Genomic DNA, 22,182 nt, shown 5'->3' with positions numbered 1-22,182 from the left:
TTCAATTTTGGCCGTAGCAGATCAGTTGTGGGGAAAAAGATGGCGGAGAAGCGAGGTTCGAAGAAGCGCTCAGTGCGTCGATCCAAATTGCCGCAGGCGCGGATCGGCGTAATCGGCGGAAGCGGTCTATACCAGATGGAATCGCTGAAAGAGGTCCGGGAGGTGGCGATTTCGACCCCTTTCGGAAAGCCCTCCGGGAAGTTCATCCTCGGAACCCTGGAGGGGGTTCCGATCGCTTTCTTGGCGCGGCACGGCCAGGGCCATACGCTTCTCCCCTCGGAGATCAACTATCGGGCCAATCTCTTTGCCATGAAGAAGCTGGGGGTGGAACGGATTCTTTCCGTCAGCGCGGTCGGCAGTATGAAAGAAGCGATCGCCCCGGGCCATATCGCGATCCCGAGCCAGTTTTATGATCTGACAAAAGGAAGAAAGAGCACTTTTTTCGGACAGGGGATCGTGGCGCACGTCAGCCTGGCCGACCCGATCTGCTCCGAGCTGGCCGGCATCGTCGCGGAGGCAAGTGAAGCGGTTGGGGCGACGATTCATCGCGGGGGGACCTATCTCTGCATGGAGGGGCCGCAATTCTCCTCCCGCGCCGAATCGGAGGTCCACCGCAGTTGGGGGGTCGATGTCATCGGGATGACGAACGTCACCGAGGCCAAGCTGGCGCGAGAGGCCGAGATCTGCTATACGACGATTGCGCTGGCGACCGATTACGATTGCTGGCACGTCTCCGAGGAGCCGGTGACGGTCGAGATGGTCATCAAGACTCTTCTGGAAAATGTCGCTCTCTCAAAGAAGATCATTCAGGCGGCGGTGGTTCGGATGGGAGAGGGGAGGCGGTGCGCTTGCGCCGAAGCGCTGAAGCACGCCATCGTGACCCCCTCCTCTGCCGTTCCTCAAAAGACCAAAGCCGATTTAAAGCCAATCATCGGAAAGTATATTTGAGGCGCCCGCGGTTCGATCGAGGGCTTCGAAGGGGGGAGATTTCGAGCCTCTCCCGTGAGCCCGGCATCGGCATCGGATCGACGGGGCCGCATCTGGGGGATCGGCGCATGAAGCACACCCTGCTTTTTTCTTTTGTCCTCTTTTCATTCGGCTGTGCGGCCCTTTTGTCTCCGCCCGTCGCCCGTTCCCCCGTTCAGGACTATTCTGAAACCGAGTTTGTCTCTCCCCATCTGACCAAGGAGGGGCTGGCGTCGGGGAAATTGGCGATTCTGGCGGTCTTCTCTCCGAACGATCCGGAAGGAATGGAGCAGAACGCCGCCTATGAAATCTTCCAGGGGTTGCGCTCCTCGTTTCGCGATGTCCATATCATCCCGCGGTCGGATGCCGTCAAAAAGATCGCCTCGTCCGATGAGTTTCCGGCTTACGAGGCTTTTGTGAAGGAATATGAAGAGAAAAGAATCATCGACCTAGACGCGCTCAAAAAGTGGGGCGAGTTGGAGGAGGTCCGTTATCTTTTCATCGGAGAGCTCGGCGTGGTGAATAAACATACCGAGGCGCGGATGATGCGAGGCGGGGAGAATCTGGTCGCGGGAAAGATCTCCGTTTTTGCCTCGGGGCCGAATATGATTCCGGAAGAGGTGAGCAAACAGGTGCGGCTGCGCGGCGAAATCTGGGACAGCCGGTGCGGGCGGATGGTCTGGATGGGAAGAGGGGGGGCGGAGGTGGTGGAAACGGTGGGGCATGAGCAGACCCGCGTGGAAGACATCTTCATGGCCGCGGGGAGAAACCTGATCGCTTCCCTGACGAAGTCGATTAAAACGACGAAGGCCCCCGCAGAGGAATGCCCGTAAAAGACGATTGGGAATCGTTCAATTAGGAATGAGGAATCAAAATGCAAAAAGCCCGGTTTCAATTCTTAATTCGTCATTCCTAGTATTTAATTGAGTTAAGGAGGCGGTATGAGTTTATTGGTGGTTGGTTCGGTGGCGTTTGATTCGGTCAAGACCCCGTTCGGTGAGGCGAAAGAAGTATTGGGAGGATCGGCGACCTACTTCTCCACGGCGGCGAGCTATTTTACCGAGGTGAAGCTGGTGGCGGTGGTCGGCGAAGATTTTCCGGAGTCCCACCTGGCGTTTTTAAAAGAGAAGGGGGTCGATTTCGAAGGGCTGGAGCGCCGGCCGGGCCGGACTTTCCGATGGCGCGGGGAGTATGGCTATCAGCTCAACGAGGCGAAGACCCTCGATACGCAGCTGAATGTCTTCGAGTCGTTCCGGCCGAAACTTCCTTCATCGTACCGCGACGCCTCCGTCGTTTTTTTGGCGAACATCGACCCGGAGTTACAGCTTGATGTTCTCAAGCAGGTGAAGCAGCCAAAACTCGTTGCGTGTGATACAATGAATTTCTGGATCGGGGGAAAACGCGACGCGCTCATTAAAACCCTCGGAGAAGTCGATATCTTGATCATCAACGACGGCGAAGCGCGCGAACTGGCCGGCGAGTTCAACCTGGTGAAGGTGGCGAAGAAGATCCTCTCGTTCGGTCCGAAGATCCTCATTATCAAGCGCGGCGAATATGGGGCATTGATGTTCAACGGGCAGACCACCTTCGCCGCGCCTGCGCTGCCGTTGGAGAATGTGTTTGATCCGACCGGCGCCGGCGATTCGTTTGCGGGGGGATTTATGGGATACCTCTCGCAGAACGGAACGATGAACGAAGCGGCCCTCCGGCAGGCGGTCATTTACGGGAGCGTCATGGCCTCTTTCAATGTCGAGGCCTTCAGCCTCGATCGGATGCGGACCCTCACCCGGGAAGAGATCAACGCGCGGTATAAAGAGTTTCAGTCGTTGACCTTCTTTGAAAGTGCCTAGAACGGGCTCCCCGATTTAAACGACGGAGGAATGTGGATGCGTTGGAAAAGGGCGATGATTTGGATTCTCATTCCGCTTTGCACCGCCTGCGGGATGGGCGAGGCGCAACTCAAGAGAGAAAGGGAGGCATCGGCCCATTACAAGCTCGGCATCTCGTATATCAACGACAATTCCCTCCAAAGGGCGTTTATCGAATTTCAGAAGGCGATCGAGCTCGATCCGCGTTATCGCGACGCGCACTATGCCTTGGGGCATGTTCATTTTATGCAGGAAAACCACAAGGAAGCGGTCATCTCCCTGCAGAAATCGCTTTCAGCCGATCCGGAATTCTCCGATGCTCATAATTATCTCGGAAAGGTGTATGAGGCGCAGGGCAAATTCGATCAGGCGATCTCGGAGTATCAGGCAGCTCTCAAAAATCTACAATACGCGACCCCTGAAAAACCCTATCTGAACCTCGGGCTGGTCTACCTGAAGCAAGAGAAATATGATGAAGCGATCCGCTCCTTTGAAAGTGTTCTGAGGATCAATCCCCGTCCCGAGTTTATCGCGCTGACCCAGAATGGGCTTGGAAGAGCCTATTTTCAGATGGGAAAGCTCAAAGAGTCCATCGCCTCTTATCAGGAGGCCATCCGTCTTGCGCCCGATTTCGTCGATGCCCATCTCAATCTCGCCTCTGCGTATTTGAGAGAGGGCTCGAAAGGGCTTGCAGCGGGTTCGTTTAAAAAAGTCGTTGAGCTCTCTCCCAAAAGTTCACAAGCGAAAGAAGCGCAAAAATTTTTGGATGCGCTTCGCTAAACCGCTTCGCCCGCCGGCCGGTCGTCGTGCGTCTTGAATGGGGATTTTTCCTGTGACGTCCCGATTCAATCTTTCGGCGCCGCGGATCGATTCGATGCAAAAAACATTCGGCGGCGCCCGGTTCAATAAAGCAGGTGAGTGGAGAGCGTTTCGAAGAGGATCAGGTTTACTGGATGGAAAATTTAGGCGAGTTCCTTCGGCAACAAAGGGAAGGTAAAAACATTTCAATAGAGGAGTTGGCGACCCGGACACGCATCGGGGTCCGGTTCATCAAGCTGATCGAAGAGAACCAATTCGACCAGCTTCCCAACCCGGTCTCGGCCAAGGGGTTCTTAAGAAGTTACGCCCGCTGCCTCGGTCTTGAGGAAGCGCCCATTCTGAACCGGTTTTCGCAGACCGTTCAGTCGCCGGAGACCTCGGCCGCAAGCGGCACCGAGGAGAAAGTCCCTTCCTACATTCAGAGGAAGCAACCCGATCGCCTTCCCTTTCCGCTTTGGGCCGCCCTTGCGGTGGTCTGCGTGATCGTTCTCTTTCTTGTGCTCGCTTTTTTAATGCCGAAGAACAAAGAGGTCGCACCCCCTCCGCCGCCTGAAGAGATCCTCTCCGACGAGCCGGTTCCCCCGGAGCCGTCGCCGATTCCTCCCCCCCCGGAGGGTGGAGGGGCCTCCTCTGAGCCCCCTTCGTCTCCTTCCCCCGCTCCAACCCCTTCTTCGGCCGCCGATCCCTCGCCACCCACGCAGGAGTCCTTTATCCCGTTGGTTCTTCTGATTGAGGCGGTGGAGCCGTCATGGATCCATGCCACCCTCGATGGGACCGAGATTAAAGAGGCCCTTCTCCAGGCGGGTGAGAGCGTTCGATGGGAAGCCAAAGAGAAATTCGCGCTTACGGTCGGAAACGCCGGGGGTGTCCGTCTCTTTCTCGATGGGCGAGAGCTTGGCTCTCTTGGTCCGAGCGGAAAGGTGGTGAGAAGGGAAATTGTGGCGCAGCGGTAAAGCGCGCACAAAGGACTTGATTTTCCCGATTTCTCCGTGTATTAAGAAGGGCGACGCCGGCGTAGCTCAGTGGTAGAGCAGCTGATTCGTAATCAGCAGGTCGTCAGTTCAATCCTGACCGCCGGCTCCAGCAAATCAAAGGCGCTGTTCCCGGGCAATATCCCCTCCGTCTCTTCCTCCGAATTTTTTTGGCTGCGGCCGGTGCGGACCCTGTTTTTCTCGTAAGGGCTTACGCCTTAATGTTGGCTTGTATTAGGCGTGTCAATGTAGTACTATTTCCACATTCTTCATCCGGAGATTTAGAAGGAAAGACGCATGCCGAAGCAGATCCTGATTGTAGACGATAACGAAGATTCCTGCCAGGTCTTCACACGCCTTCTGACGAAAGAGGGTTATGCGGTGACGCTTGCGAAAGATGGCGCGGAGGGATTACAGCGGGTCGCGCAGTCCCGGCCGGACCTGATCCTGCTCGATGTGATGTTGCCCGGAATCAACGGCTTTGAAGTCTGCCGCACGATCAAAAGCGATCCTTCATTGCGCTCCATCCCGATTCTGATCATCAGCGCCGGTATCGATCCCGCCTTGCAGGAGCAGGGCCTGAACGTCGGCGCGGAGGCGCTTTTGACCAAGCCGATCAGACCCCCCGATCTGATCGCGAAGATCAAAGGATATTTCAATAACCAACATTCCTCTCTCTCCACCCCGTAATTTCTCCTCACGCCAGCGATATGCGATCCGGGACCGGCCCCTTGACACTGAAATATGAATTGTATAATTTACACGATTGCAAAGCATCGTAGGGAGTCTTAAGAGATATGATTGAGGTGGTGCATTTAGGAAAACGCTATGGAGAAATCGTGGCGATCGATGATGTGAACTTTTCGGTCGCCAAAGGGGAGATCCTCGCTTTTTTGGGGCCGAACGGGGCGGGGAAGACGACGACGATGCGGATTCTCACCTGCTTCATGCCGGCCACCAGCGGCACCGCGAAAGTGGCTGGGTTCGACATCTTCGAATCGCCGATGGAGGTGAAGCGCCGGATCGGCTATCTTCCCGACAACCCGCCGCTCTATCCCGAGATGACCGTCTCGGAGTACCTTCAGTTCGTCGCCAAAATCAAAGGGGTCGCGAATCAAAGGATCAAAGCGGCCCTTGCTTCCGCTTTGGAAAAGTGCAATCTCGGCGACGTGGCCCGCCGCCTGATCGGCAATCTCTCCCGCGGGTATCGGCAGCGGGTCGGATTGGCGCAGGCGATGATTCACAATCCCGACGTTCTGATTCTTGATGAGCCGACGGTGGGGCTCGATCCCAAGCAGATCATCGAGATCCGGGAGTTGATCAAGGGGCTCGGCGGAGAACACACCATCGTGTTATCGACCCACATCTTGCCCGAAGCGACCGCCGTTTCTCAGAAGGTCGTCATCATCAACCGCGGCAGGATCGTCGCGGTTGACTCGCAAGAACGGCTCTCGGCGCAGGTCCGGAAATCGGAGAAGATCTCGGTGCGGGTCCGGCGGGGAGAGGCGGTTGATCCGGAAAAGATCGTCTCGATCGAGGGGGTGCAACAGGTCCTCCCGCAACCGGCGCAACCGTCGATGAATGGGGAGGGGGTTTTCATCGTCGAATCGGAGCTCGGCCGCGATATCCGTGAAGAGTTGTCGAAGCGGGTGGTCGAGTGCGGGTGGGGTCTTCTTGAGATGAAACCGTTGGCGGTCAGCCTGGAAGAGGTCTTCCTCCAGCTCACCACGGAGGAGAAGGGGGTAGAGGAAGCGGCCGCCGCGCCGGTCGCCCCGGGAGGGGTGCCCGCATGAAAAATATTCTGACCCTGGCCGGAAAGGAATTAAAGCTCTATTTCATCTCCCCGATCGCTTATGTCTTGGCGATGGTCTTTTTAATGGTATCGAACTACCTCTTCCACAGCCAGGTTTTTTTCTATTCGAGGCTGTCGTCTCAGGCGATGCAGTTTCAGGGAAACCTTCCGCAGCTCAATCTGCATGAAATTCTCTTCCGGCCGACCTTTTTAAACATGGCGATCATCCTCCTTCTGATCATGCCGCTCTTGACGATGCGCCTCTTTGCCGAGGAGAAAAAAGGGAGGACGACGGAGCTCCTAATGACCTCTCCGTTGACGATCACCGAAATTGTCCTCGGGAAGTTTTTGGCCGCCTGGGTGATCTATGCCCTTCTTTTGGGACTCACCCTCCATCTGCCGGTGATGTTGTCGACCTTTACGGATGTCGCCTGGAAGCCGCTGGTCGCCAGCTACCTGGGGCTGTTATTGCTGGGAGGGGTTTTTCTCTCGATGGGGCTCTTCGCCTCTTCGCTGACGGAAAATCAGATCGTCGCCGCGGTGATCTCCTTCGGGATCTTGATCGGCTTCTGGCTGATCGGGCTGACCGCGCAGACAATGTCCGATTCTGCCGCAGGGGAGCTGTTCAGCTATCTCTCCCTGCTCGAACACCTCGATCACTTCGTGAGGGGGTTGATCAATACGCGCGACCTGACCTATTTTATTTCACTGACGATCTTGGGGCTTTTTCTAACCCACCGCGTGGTTGAGTCGCAGAGATGGAAATGATGAGATGATCTGTTTTGAGGTTTTAACATGAGACGAACGTTAAGCATTGTTTCCGGAGTTTTGGGGGCCATCTGCGCTTTCGCCGGTCTTTTTCATTTCTTGATCTGGGGGACACCGGTCTGGGTGGTCACCGTGCTGGAGAGCGCGGCGGTGATCTTCCTCTCCTTTTTTCTCTTCACCCATTTTGAATTGGTGAAAGATTTTTCCACCCGGCGGTCGACGAAGTTCGGGGTAAACAGCTTCTTGATGGCGGGGATCTTCATCGCCATCGTCGTGATCCTCAACTTCATCCTCGCCCGGCATGAGGTTCGCTTCGACCTCTCCGGAACCGGCGCCTTCTCGATCTCCCCCCAGACGGTGAGCGTCCTTCAAAATCTCAAAAACGAAGTGAAGGTGATCGGCTTCTTCGGGGAGCAGAGCAACGCCAAGCGGCTGGCGAAGGATATTCTCGAGAACTACCGGTATGAGACCGACAAAATCCAATATGAGATGGTCGATCCCGACAAAAAGCCGACCCTGGCGAAGCAGTACGGGATTACCGAATACGATACGGTCGTCATCGAGTCGGGGGGGCAGAAGGCGACCCTTCGAACGATTTCGGAGGAGGAGATCACGGGAGCGCTCATCCGGATCAGCCGGGAGTCGAAGAAGACCTTCTACTTCGTCGAAGGGCATGGCGAGCACTCCGTCGATGATCCGGAGCGCAACGGCTTCTCTATTCTAAAAGAGTCCCTGGAGAAGCAGGGATTTTCCGTCAAAAAGCTGTTGCTTCTTTCGGAGAAAAAAGTCCCGGACGATGCGGCGGTGGTGATCATCGGCGGTCCGCAGCGCCCCTATACGGAGGAGGAAGGGGCGGCGCTCGACGCCTATCTTTCGCGGGGGGGGCGGCTCTTCGCCCTGGTGGACCCGTTGGTGAAGACCGATCTGGAGCCGGTCCTTGCGAAGTGGGGGGTTCTGCTTGCGAACGATATCATTCTCGACCCCGCCTCCAGCCTCGGCGGGGTGGTCCCGATCGTCAACCCCGGCACTTACCCGCCGCACCAGATCACCGACCGGTTCAACCTGGGAACCTTCTACCCGGTGACAAGGTCGGTAAACTTTGATCCCGCCAGGGAAGGAACACTCCTCTTCGAGCCGATTCTAAAATCGGGACAAGGGACCTGGCTCACAACCCAAGTGGAGGGGGATCTGGCGATCGATCCGAGCCGCGACAAGCTCGGCCCGATCACCTTCGGCGGGGTGGTCCGCTACAAGGAGGAGCCTCCCCCGATGGAAACCGGCGACGGGGGAAAAGCGATCGATGCGTCGAAAAAAATGCGGCTGGTCGTCATCGGCGATGCCGATTTCGCCACTAACAGCGCCGTCCGATCTGCCGGCAACGGCGACCTCTTCCAGAACGTGGTCAGCTGGCTGGCGGAAGAGGAGGATCTCATCTCGATCCGCTCGCAGGAAGCGAAGACGAGCACCCTGCTGTTGAGCAGTGCGCAGCACCGGTTTAACTTCTACAGCTCGGTGATTATTTTACCGCTTGCTATCTTAACGGTCGGTCTCACAGTGTGGCGAAGGAGGCGTCGGCTGTGAGGTTTAAGGCAACGATTCTCCTCTCGCTCGTTCTCATCGCCTTGGGTGGGTATCTCTACTTCGTCGAAATCCCCGGAGAAAAGAAAAAACAAGAGGCGGAAATCGAAGAAAAGCGCCTTTACGGTTTTTCTCAAACCGCCGTTACCAACCTAAGCATCCAAACCCGAAACGGCGAGTCGATCGACTTTCTTCACGAGCCGGCCGATCCCGACAACCCCTGGCGGATCACCCACCCGGTCGAGGCGATCGCCAATGAGGCCGCCGCTTCTTCTCTTGCCTCCCAAGTGGAACGGCTTCAAGCGAGCCGGATGATCGAGGAGAAGGCGGAAGATCTGAAGGAATTCGGCCTTGATCCGCCGGTCTACACCGTCATCGTCACTCTCAACCGAGTCGATACCGAGATTTTGGAAGTCGGGAGTGAAAACCTGACCGGCAGTGAAGTCTATGTCCGGAAGGGGGCGGGGACGCCGGTCTATCTCGCCCCGGTTTCAATCAAGCAGACGTTGAATAAAGAGCTGAAGGATTGGCGACGACAGGAGCTCTTTCGGTTTGCTTCCACCGATGTCAAACGGGTTCAAATCGAGTCGCCCCGCCAGCAGATAGAGATCACCCGCGAAGAAGAGGGTTGGCAGATCAGATGGCCTCGTGAACGGAGCGGCCACCAGAAACAGATTCAGGCCAAGGGGGACCCCAATGAAATCTCGAATCTGCTCGGCAGTCTTTCGAGCCTTCGGGGGGACGATTTCATCGACACGCGGAAAGCGGATTGGCTCAAAGGGCTCGGTGAGCCGGTCCTGAAGCTCACTCTCCTTGTCGGCGCTCTGGAGCACCCGGCCGTTTTTTACAAAGCCCCCTTCGAACCGGATGCGGTTTACGCGGTCACCACACCGGCGGCGCCGATTTATAAACTCTCCGAGCGGGAGTTTAAGATTCTGGAAGAGCCGGCGTCGTCTTATCGGGACAGGCGGGTGGTCGATCTGGTCGATCCCTTTCTGATTGAACAGATTTCAATCAAGAAAGGGGGAGAGTCGATATTTCTTGAGAGAAAAGAAGGGGAGTGGTGGATGAAAAAGGGAGAGACCCCGAAGAAGGTCGATTCCACCGGCATCAACGGTCTGCTCTTTGAGCTGAATGAGCTGCGCGTCGACCGATTTCCGGAGCCGGCGCCCCCGCCGGCGAAGGCCGGTCTTTCGAATCCCGATTGGTCCGTTCAGCTCAAAGGAAAAGAGGGAAAGTCGCTTGGCCAGGTCTCGTTCGGCCGAATCGAAGGAGACCTCGCCTACGTCCAAAGCAGCAACCAACCGGGCCCCGTTCTGTTGAAGAAAGAAGAGGTCGATCGGGCTCAAAAGGCGAGGGATGAGATCAAACCTTCCGAAGCCCCTGTTACACCTCCGGCCCCACCCGCATCGCCGGCCGGTTCGACCGAACCGAAGAAGGGGTAGTTCCTACCGCTTCAACTTCTCCAGAAACTGCTTCCGCGCTTTTGCGACTTTGGGGGCGATCACCACCCGACAATATCCCTGGCCGGGGTTATTTTTATAGTAGTCCTGATGTTCATCTTCCGCCCGATAGAATTTTTCAAAAGGGGTCACCTCCGTTACGATCGGCGTGTCCCAGACACCCTTCGCCGTGAGCTCATTGATCACCTGTTCGGCGATTGCCTTCTGCTCCGGCGTGTGATAGTAGACGGCCGAGCGGTATTGGGTTCCCTCATCGGCCCCTTGGCGATTCAACGTCGTTGGATCGTGGATCGTAAAGAAGACCTCCAGCAGCTCGCGAAAGGTGATGACCTTCGGATCGAAGGTCACCTGCGATACCTCGGCATGGCCGGTCGTTCCGCTGCAGACCTGGCGGTAGGTCGGATTGTCGACCGTCCCCCCCGCATAGCCGGAGACGGCGCTCTCGACCCCCTTTAGATCGGCGAAGACCGCATCCAAACACCAGAAACAGCCGCCGCCGAAGGTGGCGACTTCTTTTGTTTCGGTTTCACTGCTCATCGATAGACCTCCTCCTGTGAACCGCACGGCAATGATGGATTCAATGACGTCTGATCATAACATATTCGAACAAATACAACAGTCATGGAGCGATTTACCATTGAAGACAGCTCATTCTCAGCCCCTTTGTAGAGAGAGCCACACCCTTATTTCGCCTGACTTGAAGCGCTCTTGACGAAATCTGTATAATTGAACACAGGGTTTCACAACCTTAAGATGGTCGCATAATCGATGCCCCCGCGAAAATTGAGCGACGTCCGTCCCCTCATCCAGCGCCTGCTTCTTCGGGCAACTCAGCATATACATATTAAAGATAAGGATCGCATCCCGTGACATTTTCTAAGATGGTTGTGACTGCTTGCCTCCTTCTTCTGGTCGCCTATACCTGGCCGATTTTTTCACATGGGACGGGGAGGTCGTCACCGACCCTTGTCATCTATGGCTTCAGTATTTTGGAAGAGGTGATCTCCTCCGGAATTCTCCCCGTTTTTCAGAAACGCTGGCGGGAGCAGACCGGAGAGGAGGTCCGTTTTTACACCTCTTTTGCCGGCTCGGGGACGGTGACCAATCAGATCCGGTTCGGCGCGCCGGCCGATGTCGCCCTCTTTTCTCACACGCTCGATGCGCATCGGCTCAAGGAGGCGGGATTGATTCAGCACGATTGGACCGGCTCTCCCTATCAGGGGATCATCAACCGCACCCCCATGATCCTCATCGTCCGGCAGGGGAATCCGAAAGGGCTCTCCAGTTTTGAGGCGCTCGGACAACCGGGGGTGGGGATCGTTCATCCCGATCCTCAGACGTCGGGTGGAGCGCTCTGGGCTCTCCTGGCCGAGTATGGCGCCTTTGCCCTCCCGGAGGGGGGAAGCCCCGGCGCCGCTCATGCGGGGATGATCGATCTTTGGAGAAACGTAATCATCCTCGGATCGTCGGCGCGCGCCGCCCGCACCCAGTTTGAGATGGGGTTCGGCGACGTCCTGATCACTTACGAGCAGGAGGCGGTGAAGGACCTCGCCCGCGGAAAATTCAATCATGAGATGGTGGTTCCGGAGTGGACGATCTACACCGAGCATCCCGCCATCGCGATCGATCGGAACATCTCTCCCGAGGAGCGGCCGCTGGTGGAGGCTTTTCTTGACTTTCTCTGGACGGAAGAGGCGCAGCGGATCTTTGTCGAATATGGCTTCCGGTCGATCACCGATCCCCGTCTGGATGCCGAGAACCCCTCTTTCTCGAAAATCCCCCACACCTTCACCGTGGACGATCTGGGGGGGTGGCCGCAGGCCTATGCCGAGATTGTTGAGGGCTTCTGGAGAAAACGCATTCTGGAGGAGGTGCGCCCATGATCAATCCGCTGCAAGCTGCGCGTGTTCGGCTCCCATGGCGGGGGCTTCTGATCGCGATGGTCTTCATGGTGTTGTTTCCCCTGCTGATCATGCCGATCGGCGCGATCTTCGTTTTCGCCACCCGCGACGGACTCTCCCGGTTCATCACCGCGCTGACCGGGGAGGGGGCGCAGTTTGCCCTTCGCTTAAGCCTCTTCGTGGCGCTGATTACCAGTCTCTTGAACTCGGTTTTAGGGACCCTCACCGCCTATATTTTCGCAAACTATCGCTTCCCGGCGAAGCGGCCGCTCGGCATCTTGATCAACCTGCCGGTTGCGATTCCGACCGTCGTCGTCGGAACTTCCCTCCTGCTCCTCTGGGGACCGATCGGTCTGGTCGGCCGTTATCTCGACCCGCTCGGCTTCCGGCCGATGTTCGCAATCGGCGGCATTCTTCTGGCGCATGTCTTCGTGACCTTCCCCTATATGCTCGGCGCGGTAAAGCCGGTGCTGGATGAGCTGGAGGTGACCTATGAAGAGGCCGCCTACACAATGGGGGCGGGGCGATTGAAGACCTTCTGGTATGTCATTCTCCCTTCGCTCCGCGGGGCGCTCTTTACCGGTACGTTGCTGACCTTCGCCCATTCCCTCGGGGAATTCGGGGCAACGGTGATGGTCTCGGGGAATTTGCGGCTACGGACCCAGACGGCGCCGCTTTACATTTTCTCCCAATTCGAAGCGGGAAACATTGAAGCGGCCAATGCCGTGGCCGCAGTCCTCGCGATGCTTTCGTTTGTTATCTTCTTTATCCTTCTTCGTGTGACAGAGAGAGAAGAGCCGGCGGAGGCCTGATCAGAGGGAAAAGTCTCATTCGCCGAGAGGAACATTAAACGATGTCCATTTCACTCAAAAATATCTCGAAATTATACGGCGAGCAGGCGGTGGTGGAGAACGCCACCCTGGAGATCTTCCCAGGAGAGCTCTTTGTTTTACTCGGAGCGAGCGGCAGCGGCAAGACGACGATCCTCCGGATGATCGCCGGGCTGGTCACGCCCGATCAGGGGGAGATCCTGCTGCAGGGGAAGGTGGTGAACGATCTGACCCCCCAGGAGAGAAACGTCGGCTTCGTCTTCCAGAACTACTCCCTCTTCCGTCACATGACGGTCGCCGAGAACATCGGATTCGGACTTCAGCTCCGGCGGGTTCCCCGCGAGGAGCGGGATAAGAAGATCCATCATCTTCTGGAGCTGATCGGGCTTCCCGGCTTCGGCCATCGTTATCCCTCTCAGCTCTCCGGCGGCCAGCAGCAGCGGGTCGCGGTGGCGCGGGCGCTTGCTTATGAGCCGAGCGTGCTTCTGCTCGACGAGCCGTTCGGCGCGCTCGATTTGAAGACCCGCACGCAGCTCCGGCAAAGCCTCAAGCAGATCCACCGGCAGCTGGGGGTCACCACGGTGATGGTGACCCACGATCAGGCCGACGCTTTCGAGCTGGGCGACCGGATCGGGATCATGGATCGGGGAAAGCTCCTTGCCACCGGCGCTCCGGCCGATATCTACAAGCGGCCCAAGTCGGAGTATGTGGCGCAATTCCTCGGCTCTGCGAACTTCTTCACGGGGGTGATGCAGGAACGGCATATTCAGATCGGCTCGGCTTTCCTCCCTCTTCCGGAGGGGACCGCGGCGCCGGAAAAAGGAGAGCGGGTGCAGGTGTTGATCCGGCCGGAGCAGATCGAAATTGCGCCGAGCCGGGAGGCGCTTCACGGCACCTTTATCGGGGAAGGGGAGATTCGGGATTTTCTCTTTGTCGGGGGATTCCACCGGATGACGGTGCAGGTTTCCGGAGTCGTCCGCTCCCTGACCGCAGGCTTCGGGGATACCGACCCGACGGTTCTTTCGGTACAGATGGGATTGGCGCAAACGAGCTTCCCGATCGGATCGGGGCAGAAGGTTGCCGTCGGGGTGACCTCCTTTCATATCCTTCCGTATCAGGGACTGCATATCCTTGTAGGGATCGACGGGTCGGAGCATGGGGAGCATGCGCTTCACTTTGCTTCTTATTTGGCGCAGAAGACCCAGGGACGGCTGACGATTCTGGGGGTGGCCGAGCGCTATCTGGAAGAGGCCAAGGCGCGCGAGGGACTGACCCAGGCGAGCCAGGCGGCCCAGCAGGAGCTTCAGGAGGTGGAGACGGCGTATCGGCGGGGACATCCCGCCGAGGAAATCCTCAACGAGACGGAGCAGAACCGGTATGACCTGGTCGTCCTCGGCACCCGCGGCCGCCACGCCCCGGGCCGCTTTCTCGGATCGACTGCCGCCCGCGTGTCGGTGAACGCGCCGGTGCCGACGCTGCTCACCCCGACCCCCTTCCAGGATTTCAAGAAGATCCTCGTCTGCATCTCGAGCGAGAAGGTCCGAAAGTCGGATATTCGTTTCGTGGGGCGGATTGCCCGGAGCACCGGCGCCAGCGTCACCCTTTTCCACGTGACGCCGGAGGGGGAGGAAAACGGCGGGGCCTTCTACCTTCAGGGGGTTCTTCGGGTTTTGGAGAGCCTCGGCCTGCGGGTGGAGACAAAGGTCGGGGAGGGGGAGATCGTCAGCTCGATCTTGAAAGAGGCCTATGAGGGAAGCTACGATCTGTTGGTCCTCGGCACCCGAATCGGGAATCTCCGAGAGGCCTTCCTGACCAACAGCGTCACCAGCCAGGTCCTCTCCCAGGTCGACCGACCCGTGTTGATCCTACATATCCGTCCGCCGAGTTAAGCCCCATTTACGGCGAAGGGCGCACCGACCCATCCGTGCGCCCTTCTTTGATGAAAACATTTTTCGCTGGGAGGGGGTTAGAATCGCCGCCCGCCGCCACCCCCCGGTCTTCCGCCGCGGTCTCTGCTCCCCCCTCCGCCGCCGCCTCTCTCTTCGCGAGGACGGGCCTCATTCACATTGACCGCTCTTCCCTTCAATTCTTTTCCGTTCATTCCGCTGATGGCCGCCTGCGCTTCCGATCCCGACGACATTTCCACGAACCCAAACCCCCTCGACTCTCCCGAGAATTTGTCTTTTATGACCGTGGCAGAATCTACTTTCCCGAAGGCCTCAAACGCCTTCTGTAAGTCCGCATCATTAACGTCTCGAGACAAATTGCCGACAAAAATTTTCATTCGACGCTCCTCTCTTCTGGTTGTGTGATAAGAAAATGGGGTTTTGGTGCTTTTCCTTTAAAGAGAAGAGGGGCTCTTGCTCTTTGTGATGTGGACAGGGCGAGATTCCCTCTTTAAAGGCAGGGTGTCGATGGATAAGGACGGAAAGGTACGGGGGGGAAACCATCGGATTTGACCCAGGGATTTATCCTTGAAGCGTAAGGCAGAGCCGTGCAGAAGTCAAGATAATTGTGCTCTGGTCTTTTTTCATTGAGATCAGGTTTGAACGGAGTTCTATCAAGCGATATCATACGGTAGGCTGACAATAAATGTGGAGCCGACCCCCGGTATGCTGGCGACCCGGATCGATCCTCGAAGGTATTCAACGAACTTTTTCACGAGATCCCTTTTGTCCAGGCGGCCGTCACCTTCTCCAGATCTTCCGGGAAGAGATGCTCTTTCCAGAAATTCGGCTCAGGCGACCGGATTTGAGGGGCGCCCTGTTTTTGCGGCGCCCCTCAAAGGGATATCCGGCAGGACGAAAGCACCGGTTTTACACGCCGATACCGGCGATAACGGTGGAGGAACGCGCGGAAACCGGTGAACCCGAGAGGCTGACTTTTGCATAAACTTCATCTTGTCGAGGAAAATAGACCGGCGTGTTGATGTCCGCGTCGGCTATTTTGACATTTCCCGGGTCCTCGTCAAGTTTTTCGTTGCTGATTGAACGGGTCTCCGTGAAGGCTTGCGGTCCCGCCGTCATGACAGTGAATTGCTTGTACGGTTTCTTGGGGAGCAGAAAGCCCCATTGAAAGGGATAGAGCAGGTCGTCGCCGACCGGATCCCCGGCCGGGAGTTTATCGCCCGATTTGTCTTCCCCGAAAATTCCGATCTCCATCCGAAAACTTTTTCCCACTTCGCCCGCTTCAAAGGTCATCGTTCCGGTGACCGTCACGTTGGCGGTGCTCGCGGTGGACCCGGCCGAGAGCGACATTACGATATTGGATACCGAAGCCATCTTTTTTCCTCCTATTCACATTCCATGTGGACGTTTGATATTCACCCTTTGATGATCATCACAGCGCCTCTCTGACGCCGTGCTCCCTCCACTGAGCAATCGGCGTGCCGACGCAGATTGCTCGTGGGTGTTGACGAAAACGCCGGCCATTTGCAGGAAATCGTGTGGAGAGGATCTGATCGGGCGCGACGCAGCAGAGGGATGTTTCTTTCAGGATACAGAGCGTATCCAAAGTTCATCAGCATAAGTCGTGACCGGATTCGGACTTTGCCCGGCGCCGCGTTCACGTTTAACAAAAAATTAATCTGAATTTAATGCGGTAATGGCTTGGGAGTGGTAATCATAAACGTGGCGAAAATTCCGCCCTCTCACGTATGGAGAGAATCAGAAACCTGAATGTAGGGAGAAAAGGATGTACAGGATTGTTTTAGAGTACGGACTTCCGGTAATGATCGGTCTGGTCTTTGTCAGCTTTCTCTGGGCGTGGATTTTGACGGCGGTGAAACCGCCTCAGAAATTGGAAGACGAACGGATCACGGGGCGGGTCAACCCGGATTGGAGGTATCTTGATGCGGGACCCGAGGGGGTGAGAAGAAATATTTTCGAGAAGATTGAGCAAGCGGGTTTTTTGAAAAAACACGTATGAGAATTCTACGAATGACCGATCCGGATCATATCGCAAGCGTTCGCGGCAGGCTGTTTTAAGCCGGATCGGTCTTGTTCAGATGGGTTTTGATCTTTGCCAGAAGATTGGATGGGTCGATCGGTTTGATGAGGATTTCTTCTGCGCCGGCTTCGACGGCTTGTTGCCGGGAGGCGGGATCGGCAAATTTGGCGCTGATCATCAGAATAGGAATAGGGCGATAAGCGGGGTTTTGTTTGAGCGCGCGGCAGACCCTCAACCCATCGACGCCGGGCATCATGAGGTCAAGGAGGATCAGATCCGGGTGTGTCCACCCGACCTTTCTTAGCGCTTCATCGCCATCGTTCGCGAGAGTGACCTCATAACTTTCTCCACTCAGCGTCTGAGCAAAGAGCTGACGCGCATCTTCGTTATCGTCGACGATGAGTATCCGCTTCGGCATGCGCGGTTCTCCCTGGGTGAGGGCTCGCATTATCTGAAAGAGGTCTGCTCGAGAATAAGTGTGACTTGGGTCGCAAGTCACAACCCAAGCTTTTGCTCAAGCTCATCTCTACTCTTTTTTTAAAATGTAATCAATCCCTTTATTCACCTACAGACCACCTGATCCGTATCCCCAACATCTGAAGGGTGATGATTCGAACGTGAGAAAGCGCTTCAGCGCCACCCCTTGATCAGGGCGAGCGTCTTCTCCCATCCACGATAAAGCATCTCCCGCTCGGCTTTCCCGATCCGGGGAGAGAAGGTTTCTTTGAGCGGGGAGAATTGAAAAATCCTCCGGTCGGCGGCGCCGCGGATCGTCGATTCGGGATCGTGCGTCGCCGTGATCGGCTTGCCAAAAAAGTCCGATTGGATCTGGAGGAGGCTTTTGATTTGCGAGCCCCCTCCGCTCGCGATGATTTTCCGGATCGGGATCGGCTCCTTCGTTCGCAAGGTTTGATAGATGTCGGTCATTAAAAAAGCAACTCCTTCCACGGCGCCCCGGACGAGATCGTCCTTGCGAGACGCGCCGGTCAGCCCTACGATGCTCGTGGGAACCCGATTGTCCCAATGAGGAGCCCCGAGGCCGATCAGCGCCGGGAGAAAAAAGATCCGCTCTTTCGATCGGGCGCAGGCGGCGTCGATCTCCGATTCCGACCCAATCATGCCAAGATCGCGCAGCCAGGTGAAAAGAGGGCCGATGCCATTTACCGTACCTTCCACCAAATACGTTGTCTTATTTTCGTTTGACCAGGCGATGCTGGTGAGGAGTCCGGGGACGGCGCACCGTTTCGGGCCGGTGTTGATGAGGAAGAAGCCGCCGGTCCCGTAGTTTACGTTCGCCATCCCTTCTCGGAGCCCCCCCAACCCGGCGAGTGAGGCTTGCTGATCGCCGATGCTGCAGGTGATCGGAAGATGAACCCGGTCGATCACCGCCTCGCCGAAGGCCGACTGCGTCGGAGCCACCTCGGGAAGGATCGCCCGGGGAATGCCGAAATGGTCGAGCAGGCCGTCATCCCAATCGCCCCGGTCGAGGTTGTAGAGGAGCATCCGGGCGGCGTTGGTCGGATCGGTCCGATCGACCTTCCCCTCGGTGAGATGCCAGATCAAAAAAGCATTCACCGTTCCGCAGAGGAGTTCCCGGGTGGATTGCCGCTCTTTTCTAAATCGATCGAGGAGCCAGGCAAGTTTGGTGGCGGAGTAGTAAGGGGTCAGGGGGAGGCCGGTTTTCGCGACGAAGTCGGGGCCCTCCCAGCGGGAGATTTGATCGCCCGCCCGCCGGTCTTGCCAGCTGATCGCGGGGGAGAGGGCCTTGCCGCTTTTCCGATCCCAGCAGACGAAGGTGGAACGCTGGTTGGCGATGCCGAGGGCGATCGGCACCCTTTCCAATCGGCGGGTCTCGCGAAGGACTTTCCGGAGAACGGTTCGAACGCCCTCCAGCATCTCCTCCGGATCATGCTCGACCCATCCCGGCTTGGGCATGTCGGTCCGAAGCGGGGCTTCGGCGCGGGCGAGCGGCTTGCCTTTCAGATCGAAGAGAACCGCCCGGGAGCGGCTGCTCCCCTGGTCCAACGCGACAATCGCCCAGCGAGAAGAGAGGGGGCGCATTCGTTAACGGGTCCCAGAGGCGGTGAGTAGGTGAAAGCGCGCCTTGTAGGCCCAAAGGCGATCTTGTCTCTTCTTGAACGAGGGGGAGAGCTTGAAGATTTCGATTGCCTTTCGGAAGCTCTCGGCGGCCCCGGCCCGGTTGCCGACCTGAAGCTGAAACTGCCCGAATTTATAGTAGCCCTCCGGGCTTGAGGAGTGGATCGAAAAAAAGCGATCGAAGAAGGTCTGCGCCTCCTCCGTCCGTCCCTTCTTTCCATAATACTCCGCGAGGCGGAGCGCCGGCTCGCCGTACCGGAACTTAGGGTTCTTCTCCAGCGCCTTGAGGATCAACGCCTCCCCTTCGGACTCGCGACCGGTCACAAGAAAGGCAAGGCCAAGGTAGTAGGTCGTCTCCTCGGTGTCGGAGAGCCGTTCGTAAGCGCGTTCCAGATAGGGAAGCGCTTGATGCTCTTTGCCGCGCATGACCAGAAGGCGTCCCAGATCGCTCAGGGCGGCGGCGTTGTGCGGATTCAGCGCCACCACTTTCTTCAATCCGGAGATCTCCGACTCCAACCGAAAGATCTGAACCCCCCGGCGGAGAAACCCGGTGAATTGGTAGTCGAAAGCCAAATAAATGCCGAGGATGACGAGGATTGCGAGGAGGGGGCTTCCGGTGAAAAGCATGACGACGTAAAAAATAAGAAACCGTGACAGCATTGACTCTCCTAAGTTGTCAATGTCCTATCCTATTCAATAAACATCGGTTTGTCAAAAGGGCGGAGATCCTGATGGATCCGGTTTTGTCGGGGGCGAGGCGCCGCCTCGCCCCTACGATAGACTGACTACATCGGAAAGTGGATCATTGATCTGGTCTGTCATTTAGAGTACGATAATGAAGGGGTTTAACGTGAGATCGGACAAAGATGCGGTATATCGTTTTTTGCGATGATTCCTTTTTTTATCAAATATTAAAGAGCCACCGCGAGGCCGGAAGCGCCTGGCTCTTCGTTGTGCAAGAGCCAGAGCTTGCCGACTGGCTTGAGAAGAAAAAGATCCCGGTGATCCGGGGTCCTTTCTCTTCCCAATCGACTTATCAACGGGCGAAGATCGGCCGCGAGGACCGCGTGATTATTGCGCTCTCCAAGACAAAGTTTTTCAGCCCGATTTTAAGACTCCTCTCGAAAGAAGGGGTCCGGCCTTCGCTGCTGTTGTCCAGAAACAAGGAGGTGGTCGATCTCGGCTCTCCCGATCTGAAGGTGGTCTCCTGCACCGATCTTCTCTCCTCCCCGCTCTTCTGGGAGCTTCGCGCCATCTCGCTCCGCGAGAAGACCCGGGAGATCCACCGGATCTTGGGAGAAGCGGAGCGGGTCTTGATCCTCGTCCAGGATGATCCCGATCCCGATGCCATCGCGTCGGCCCTCGCGCTCCGGACCCTGCTGGGCCGGAACAAGCTGACCGCGCCGATCGCCTCGTTCGGGGTGGTCGATCGTCCCGAAAACATGGCGATGCTCAAGCACCTCGAGATCGAAGTCGACCGGATCGATGCCAAGCGCCTCTCCGGCTACGATCGGGTCTGTTTCGTCGACACCCAGCCGAGCCGCTTCCCGGTCAAGTTTCCGCGGATCGACGTGGTGATCGACCATCATCCGGAGGAGAAGGGATACCATGCGGCCTATCGGGAGATCCGGTCGAACCAGGGGGCGACCTCGACCGTGATGACCGAGTATCTGCGCGCCGAAGATGTGAAGATCAGCCAGCGCCTCGCCACAGCCCTCCTCTATGGAATCGGAACCGACACCGCCTTCCTGGAGCGGGGGACCCATCCGGGCGATGTGGAAGCGTTCTCCTTTCTTTATCCGTTGGCAAACCATGGCCTCATCCGGCAGATCGAGCGTCCGGAGTTCCCTCAAGAGGAGGCCGGTTTCGTTCAGAAGGCGATCCGGCGGTGGCGGATCGAACATCGCCTTTTGGTGTCGCACTTGGGGCAGGTTCCCCGCCAGGATATCGTTCCGCGGTTGGCCGACTTCTTCACCCAGGTGGAGGGAATCGACTGGTCGGTTCTCTCCGGGATCGTGGGGGGGAATCTCATCATCTCCGCGAGAAACATGGGGAAGAGCGGAAACGCAGGGAGCCTCATGAAAGAGGCGTTCGGTTCCTACGGACGGGCGGGCGGACATCGGTTTATGGCCAAGGCGGTGATGCCGTTGAAGGGTTTCAGGGAGGTTTTCGGACGCGCGGACGAGCGGTTTGTTCGGGACCTGATCTTCGAGCGATTGGTCGATCTTCTCCAGCGGGAGGCGGTGGCGGTATGAAAAAAAAGTCCTCCGCGGCAGAAAAGCCGAGCTTCGATATGAACGACGTTTTCCTCTCGGCCGCCTCGGACGTGGCGGCCGGCGTCGGGGCGCAGGCGCTCCTCCTCTATGCCGACTTGTTGACCGATTATACGCCGCTGAAGATCCTTTCAAAGGAGTTGAACCTGATTTTGGTGGCCCGCGGGGAGCGCGCCTATCAGCGGGCGCAGCGTTATTTTGAAAAGGTGGTCCGGGTGCCTCAGATCGAATTGACCCGGATGGGGCAGATGAAGCTGGGGGTAATGATGAGTCTCTCCGCCGGGCTGGTCCGGGTGGGGGATCGGATTGTTTGCCTCTCGGGGATCAGCCGCTTCGGCTTTCTCGACAGCATCGTGGTCCTCGACATCGGGAGGGAGTTCGAGATCTTGACCTCGACCGACCTGACCGATCTTTCCAGTGAGATCCGGTACGACGTCTTCGAGGCGGTCCTCAGCCTGGCGGTGGAGTTGGCCTATCAGGGCCGTGCGGGGAAAATGATTGGAGCCCTCTTTGTCCTGGGGGACCATGAGCGTGTCTTGCAGCTTTCGCGTCAAATGATCATCAACCCCTTCCACGGCTATCCCGAAGAGGAGCGGAATCTCATCGATCCGATGCTGAAGGAGACCCTCAAGGAGTTCTCGGCGATCGACGGCGCGTTTGTGATCCGGGAAGACGGGGTGATTCTCTCCGCCGGGCGGCATCTGGACGCCTCCTTCGAAGGGAAGGAACTCCTGCAGGGTCTCGGCAGCCGGCATCTGGCGGCGGCCGGCATCACAGCGGTGACACAGGCGCTGGCGGTGGTGGTCTCCGAATCGACCGGCACGGTCCGCATTTTTAAGGGAGGCGAGATTATCCTGGAGTTAGAAAAGGCGGTGCATCGAGACCGTGGGAGCGCCTGAGGTCGCAGA

At 57.3% G+C, this 22,182-nt stretch carries 22 protein-coding genes and 1 tRNA gene; 17 read left to right on the top strand and 6 right to left on the bottom strand.

The annotated features are described in order from the left end of the window. The first annotated feature begins 72 nt into the window (after positions 1 to 72). From mtnP to MCM46_06920, 11 genes are all read left to right on the top strand, one after another. Entirely contained in the window at positions 73 to 948 is an 876-nt protein-coding gene (mtnP, locus tag MCM46_06970; GenBank protein ID MCG3111553.1) for an S-methyl-5'-thioadenosine phosphorylase, read from the top strand. Then, entirely contained in the window at positions 945 to 1,799 is an 855-nt protein-coding gene (locus tag MCM46_06965; protein MCG3111552.1) for a hypothetical protein, read from the top strand. The genes mtnP and MCM46_06965 overlap by 4 nt, the downstream gene beginning before the upstream one ends. A 108-nt stretch (positions 1,800 to 1,907) precedes the next feature. Then, positions 1,908 to 2,816 carry a PfkB family carbohydrate kinase gene (locus tag MCM46_06960; GenBank protein MCG3111551.1) on the top strand — a complete coding sequence of 303 codons (909 nt, stop codon included), beginning with the start codon at positions 1,908 to 1,910 and terminating at the stop codon, positions 2,814 to 2,816. Positions 2,817 to 2,852: 36 nt separating this feature from the next. After that, positions 2,853 to 3,614: a tetratricopeptide repeat protein gene (locus MCM46_06955; protein MCG3111550.1), complete on the top strand. Its 762-nt coding sequence runs from the start codon at positions 2,853 to 2,855 to the stop codon at positions 3,612 to 3,614. Positions 3,615 to 3,787: 173 nt separating this feature from the next. Then, positions 3,788 to 4,606, top strand: a complete 819-nt coding sequence (locus tag MCM46_06950) for a DUF4115 domain-containing protein (protein ID MCG3111549.1) — start codon at positions 3,788 to 3,790, stop codon at positions 4,604 to 4,606. A gap of 55 nt (positions 4,607 to 4,661) precedes the next feature. Next, a tRNA-Thr gene (locus MCM46_06945) sits at positions 4,662 to 4,736 on the top strand. 185 nt (positions 4,737 to 4,921) lie between these two features. Continuing rightward, on the top strand, positions 4,922 to 5,314 hold the full coding sequence (locus tag MCM46_06940; protein ID MCG3111548.1) for a response regulator: 393 nt from the start codon (positions 4,922 to 4,924) through the stop codon (positions 5,312 to 5,314). Between the two features lie 107 nt (positions 5,315 to 5,421). Further along, on the top strand, positions 5,422 to 6,417 hold the full coding sequence (locus MCM46_06935; GenBank protein ID MCG3111547.1) for an ABC transporter ATP-binding protein: 996 nt from the start codon (positions 5,422 to 5,424) through the stop codon (positions 6,415 to 6,417). Beyond that, a complete protein-coding gene (locus MCM46_06930) occupies positions 6,414 to 7,184 on the top strand; it encodes an ABC transporter permease (protein MCG3111546.1) in 771 nt (256 codons plus the stop codon). The genes MCM46_06935 and MCM46_06930 overlap by 4 nt, the downstream gene beginning before the upstream one ends. A gap of 27 nt (positions 7,185 to 7,211) precedes the next feature. Beyond that, positions 7,212 to 8,765 (top strand): GldG family protein, encoded by a 1,554-nt coding sequence (locus MCM46_06925; protein ID MCG3111545.1) that lies wholly within the window; start codon positions 7,212 to 7,214, stop codon positions 8,763 to 8,765. Beyond that, positions 8,762 to 10,207 carry a DUF4340 domain-containing protein gene (locus MCM46_06920; protein ID MCG3111544.1) on the top strand — a complete coding sequence of 482 codons (1,446 nt, stop codon included), beginning with the start codon at positions 8,762 to 8,764 and terminating at the stop codon, positions 10,205 to 10,207. The genes MCM46_06925 and MCM46_06920 overlap by 4 nt, the downstream gene beginning before the upstream one ends. Positions 10,208 to 10,210: 3 nt before the next feature. Here MCM46_06920 and msrA read toward each other — a convergent pair whose 3' ends face one another. Next, positions 10,211 to 10,762, bottom strand: a complete 552-nt coding sequence (gene msrA, locus MCM46_06915) for a peptide-methionine (S)-S-oxide reductase MsrA (protein ID MCG3111543.1) — start codon at positions 10,760 to 10,762, stop codon at positions 10,211 to 10,213. A gap of 329 nt (positions 10,763 to 11,091) precedes the next feature. On the opposite strand from msrA, the gene MCM46_06910 reads away from it, so the two are divergent. The 3 genes from MCM46_06910 to MCM46_06900 are packed head-to-tail and all read left to right on the top strand — an operon-like array spanning position 11,092 to position 14,845. Next, a complete protein-coding gene (locus MCM46_06910) occupies positions 11,092 to 12,108 on the top strand; it encodes a substrate-binding domain-containing protein (protein MCG3111542.1) in 1,017 nt (338 codons plus the stop codon). Beyond that, a complete protein-coding gene (locus tag MCM46_06905) occupies positions 12,105 to 12,938 on the top strand; it encodes an ABC transporter permease subunit (protein ID MCG3111541.1) in 834 nt (277 codons plus the stop codon). Before MCM46_06910 ends, MCM46_06905 begins: the two co-directional genes overlap by 4 nt. Before the next feature lie 41 nt (positions 12,939 to 12,979). Then, the gene (locus MCM46_06900) at positions 12,980 to 14,845 is read left to right on the top strand and encodes a universal stress protein (GenBank protein MCG3111540.1); all 1,866 of its coding nucleotides are present in this window, start codon (positions 12,980 to 12,982) and stop codon (positions 14,843 to 14,845) included. A 77-nt stretch (positions 14,846 to 14,922) separates the two neighbouring features. Here the strand turns inward: MCM46_06900 and MCM46_06895 are convergent, their stop codons facing one another. Beyond that, complete coding sequence (locus MCM46_06895) at positions 14,923 to 15,240, bottom strand: RNA-binding protein (protein ID MCG3111539.1); 318 nt, start codon at positions 15,238 to 15,240, stop codon at positions 14,923 to 14,925. Between the two features lie 532 nt (positions 15,241 to 15,772). Beyond that, positions 15,773 to 16,237, bottom strand: a complete 465-nt coding sequence (locus MCM46_06890) for a hypothetical protein (GenBank protein MCG3111538.1) — start codon at positions 16,235 to 16,237, stop codon at positions 15,773 to 15,775. A 412-nt stretch (positions 16,238 to 16,649) separates the two neighbouring features. Between MCM46_06890 and MCM46_06885 the strand changes: the two genes are divergently transcribed. Beyond that, positions 16,650 to 16,883 carry a hypothetical protein gene (locus tag MCM46_06885; protein ID MCG3111537.1) on the top strand — a complete coding sequence of 78 codons (234 nt, stop codon included), beginning with the start codon at positions 16,650 to 16,652 and terminating at the stop codon, positions 16,881 to 16,883. Positions 16,884 to 16,938: 55 nt separating this feature from the next. On the opposite strand, the gene MCM46_06880 is transcribed toward MCM46_06885, so the two are convergent. The 3 genes from MCM46_06880 to MCM46_06870 all read right to left on the bottom strand — a co-directional run bounded on the left by MCM46_06880 (position 16,939) and on the right by MCM46_06870 (position 19,661). Then, positions 16,939 to 17,322 carry a response regulator gene (locus tag MCM46_06880; protein ID MCG3111536.1) on the bottom strand — a complete coding sequence of 128 codons (384 nt, stop codon included), beginning with the start codon at positions 17,320 to 17,322 and terminating at the stop codon, positions 16,939 to 16,941. Between the two features lie 212 nt (positions 17,323 to 17,534). Beyond that, entirely contained in the window at positions 17,535 to 18,965 is a 1,431-nt protein-coding gene (locus MCM46_06875; GenBank protein ID MCG3111535.1) for a hypothetical protein, read from the bottom strand. A 3-nt stretch (positions 18,966 to 18,968) separates the two neighbouring features. Continuing rightward, positions 18,969 to 19,661, bottom strand: a complete 693-nt coding sequence (locus MCM46_06870) for a tetratricopeptide repeat protein (protein ID MCG3111534.1) — start codon at positions 19,659 to 19,661, stop codon at positions 18,969 to 18,971. 206 nt (positions 19,662 to 19,867) lie between these two features. Between MCM46_06870 and MCM46_06865 the strand changes: the two genes are divergently transcribed. Both MCM46_06865 and MCM46_06860 read left to right on the top strand, forming a co-directional pair. After that, complete coding sequence (locus tag MCM46_06865; GenBank protein MCG3111533.1) at positions 19,868 to 21,256, top strand: DHH family phosphoesterase; 1,389 nt, start codon at positions 19,868 to 19,870, stop codon at positions 21,254 to 21,256. Next, positions 21,253 to 22,173, top strand: coding sequence for a diadenylate cyclase (locus MCM46_06860; GenBank protein ID MCG3111532.1), 921 nt, complete (start codon positions 21,253 to 21,255; stop codon positions 22,171 to 22,173). The genes MCM46_06865 and MCM46_06860 overlap by 4 nt, the downstream gene beginning before the upstream one ends. Positions 22,174 to 22,182 lie beyond the last annotated feature (9 nt).

Origin of the sequence: Candidatus Manganitrophus morganii, assembly GCA_021651055.1 — a bacterium.
In the GTDB taxonomy this organism is placed as follows: Bacteria; Nitrospirota; Nitrospiria; order SBBL01; family Manganitrophaceae; genus Manganitrophus; species Manganitrophus morganii.
The sequence above is the reverse complement of the archived record's forward strand: the minus strand, read 5'-3'. Positions and strand labels throughout refer to the sequence as shown.

What these genes read in the sequence shown, in the direction of transcription:
- MCM46_06930 (MCG3111546.1), top strand. Translation starts at nt 6,414, where the DNA reads ATGAAAAATATTCTGACCCTGGCCGGAAAGGAATTAAAGCTCTATTTC.
- MCM46_06905 (MCG3111541.1), top strand. Translation starts at nt 12,105, where the DNA reads ATGATCAATCCGCTGCAAGCTGCGCGTGTTCGGCTCCCATGGCGGGGG.
- MCM46_06865 (MCG3111533.1), top strand. Translation starts at nt 19,868, where the DNA reads ATGCGGTATATCGTTTTTTGCGATGATTCCTTTTTTTATCAAATATTA.
- MCM46_06880 (MCG3111536.1), bottom strand. Translation starts at nt 17,322, where the DNA reads ATGCCGAAGCGGATACTCATCGTCGACGATAACGAAGATGCGCGTCAG.
- MCM46_06890 (MCG3111538.1), bottom strand. Translation starts at nt 16,237, where the DNA reads ATGGCTTCGGTATCCAATATCGTAATGTCGCTCTCGGCCGGGTCCACC.
- MCM46_06940 (MCG3111548.1), top strand. Translation starts at nt 4,922, where the DNA reads ATGCCGAAGCAGATCCTGATTGTAGACGATAACGAAGATTCCTGCCAG.
- MCM46_06870 (MCG3111534.1), bottom strand. Translation starts at nt 19,661, where the DNA reads ATGCTGTCACGGTTTCTTATTTTTTACGTCGTCATGCTTTTCACCGGA.
- msrA (MCG3111543.1), bottom strand. Translation starts at nt 10,762, where the DNA reads ATGAGCAGTGAAACCGAAACAAAAGAAGTCGCCACCTTCGGCGGCGGC.
- MCM46_06960 (MCG3111551.1), top strand. Translation starts at nt 1,908, where the DNA reads ATGAGTTTATTGGTGGTTGGTTCGGTGGCGTTTGATTCGGTCAAGACC.
- MCM46_06955 (MCG3111550.1), top strand. Translation starts at nt 2,853, where the DNA reads ATGCGTTGGAAAAGGGCGATGATTTGGATTCTCATTCCGCTTTGCACC.
- MCM46_06900 (MCG3111540.1), top strand. Translation starts at nt 12,980, where the DNA reads ATGTCCATTTCACTCAAAAATATCTCGAAATTATACGGCGAGCAGGCG.
- MCM46_06925 (MCG3111545.1), top strand. Translation starts at nt 7,212, where the DNA reads ATGAGACGAACGTTAAGCATTGTTTCCGGAGTTTTGGGGGCCATCTGC.
- MCM46_06885 (MCG3111537.1), top strand. Translation starts at nt 16,650, where the DNA reads ATGTACAGGATTGTTTTAGAGTACGGACTTCCGGTAATGATCGGTCTG.
- MCM46_06895 (MCG3111539.1), bottom strand. Translation starts at nt 15,240, where the DNA reads ATGAAAATTTTTGTCGGCAATTTGTCTCGAGACGTTAATGATGCGGAC.
- MCM46_06860 (MCG3111532.1), top strand. Translation starts at nt 21,253, where the DNA reads ATGAAAAAAAAGTCCTCCGCGGCAGAAAAGCCGAGCTTCGATATGAAC.
- MCM46_06935 (MCG3111547.1), top strand. Translation starts at nt 5,422, where the DNA reads ATGATTGAGGTGGTGCATTTAGGAAAACGCTATGGAGAAATCGTGGCG.
- MCM46_06950 (MCG3111549.1), top strand. Translation starts at nt 3,788, where the DNA reads ATGGAAAATTTAGGCGAGTTCCTTCGGCAACAAAGGGAAGGTAAAAAC.
- MCM46_06875 (MCG3111535.1), bottom strand. Translation starts at nt 18,965, where the DNA reads ATGCGCCCCCTCTCTTCTCGCTGGGCGATTGTCGCGTTGGACCAGGGG.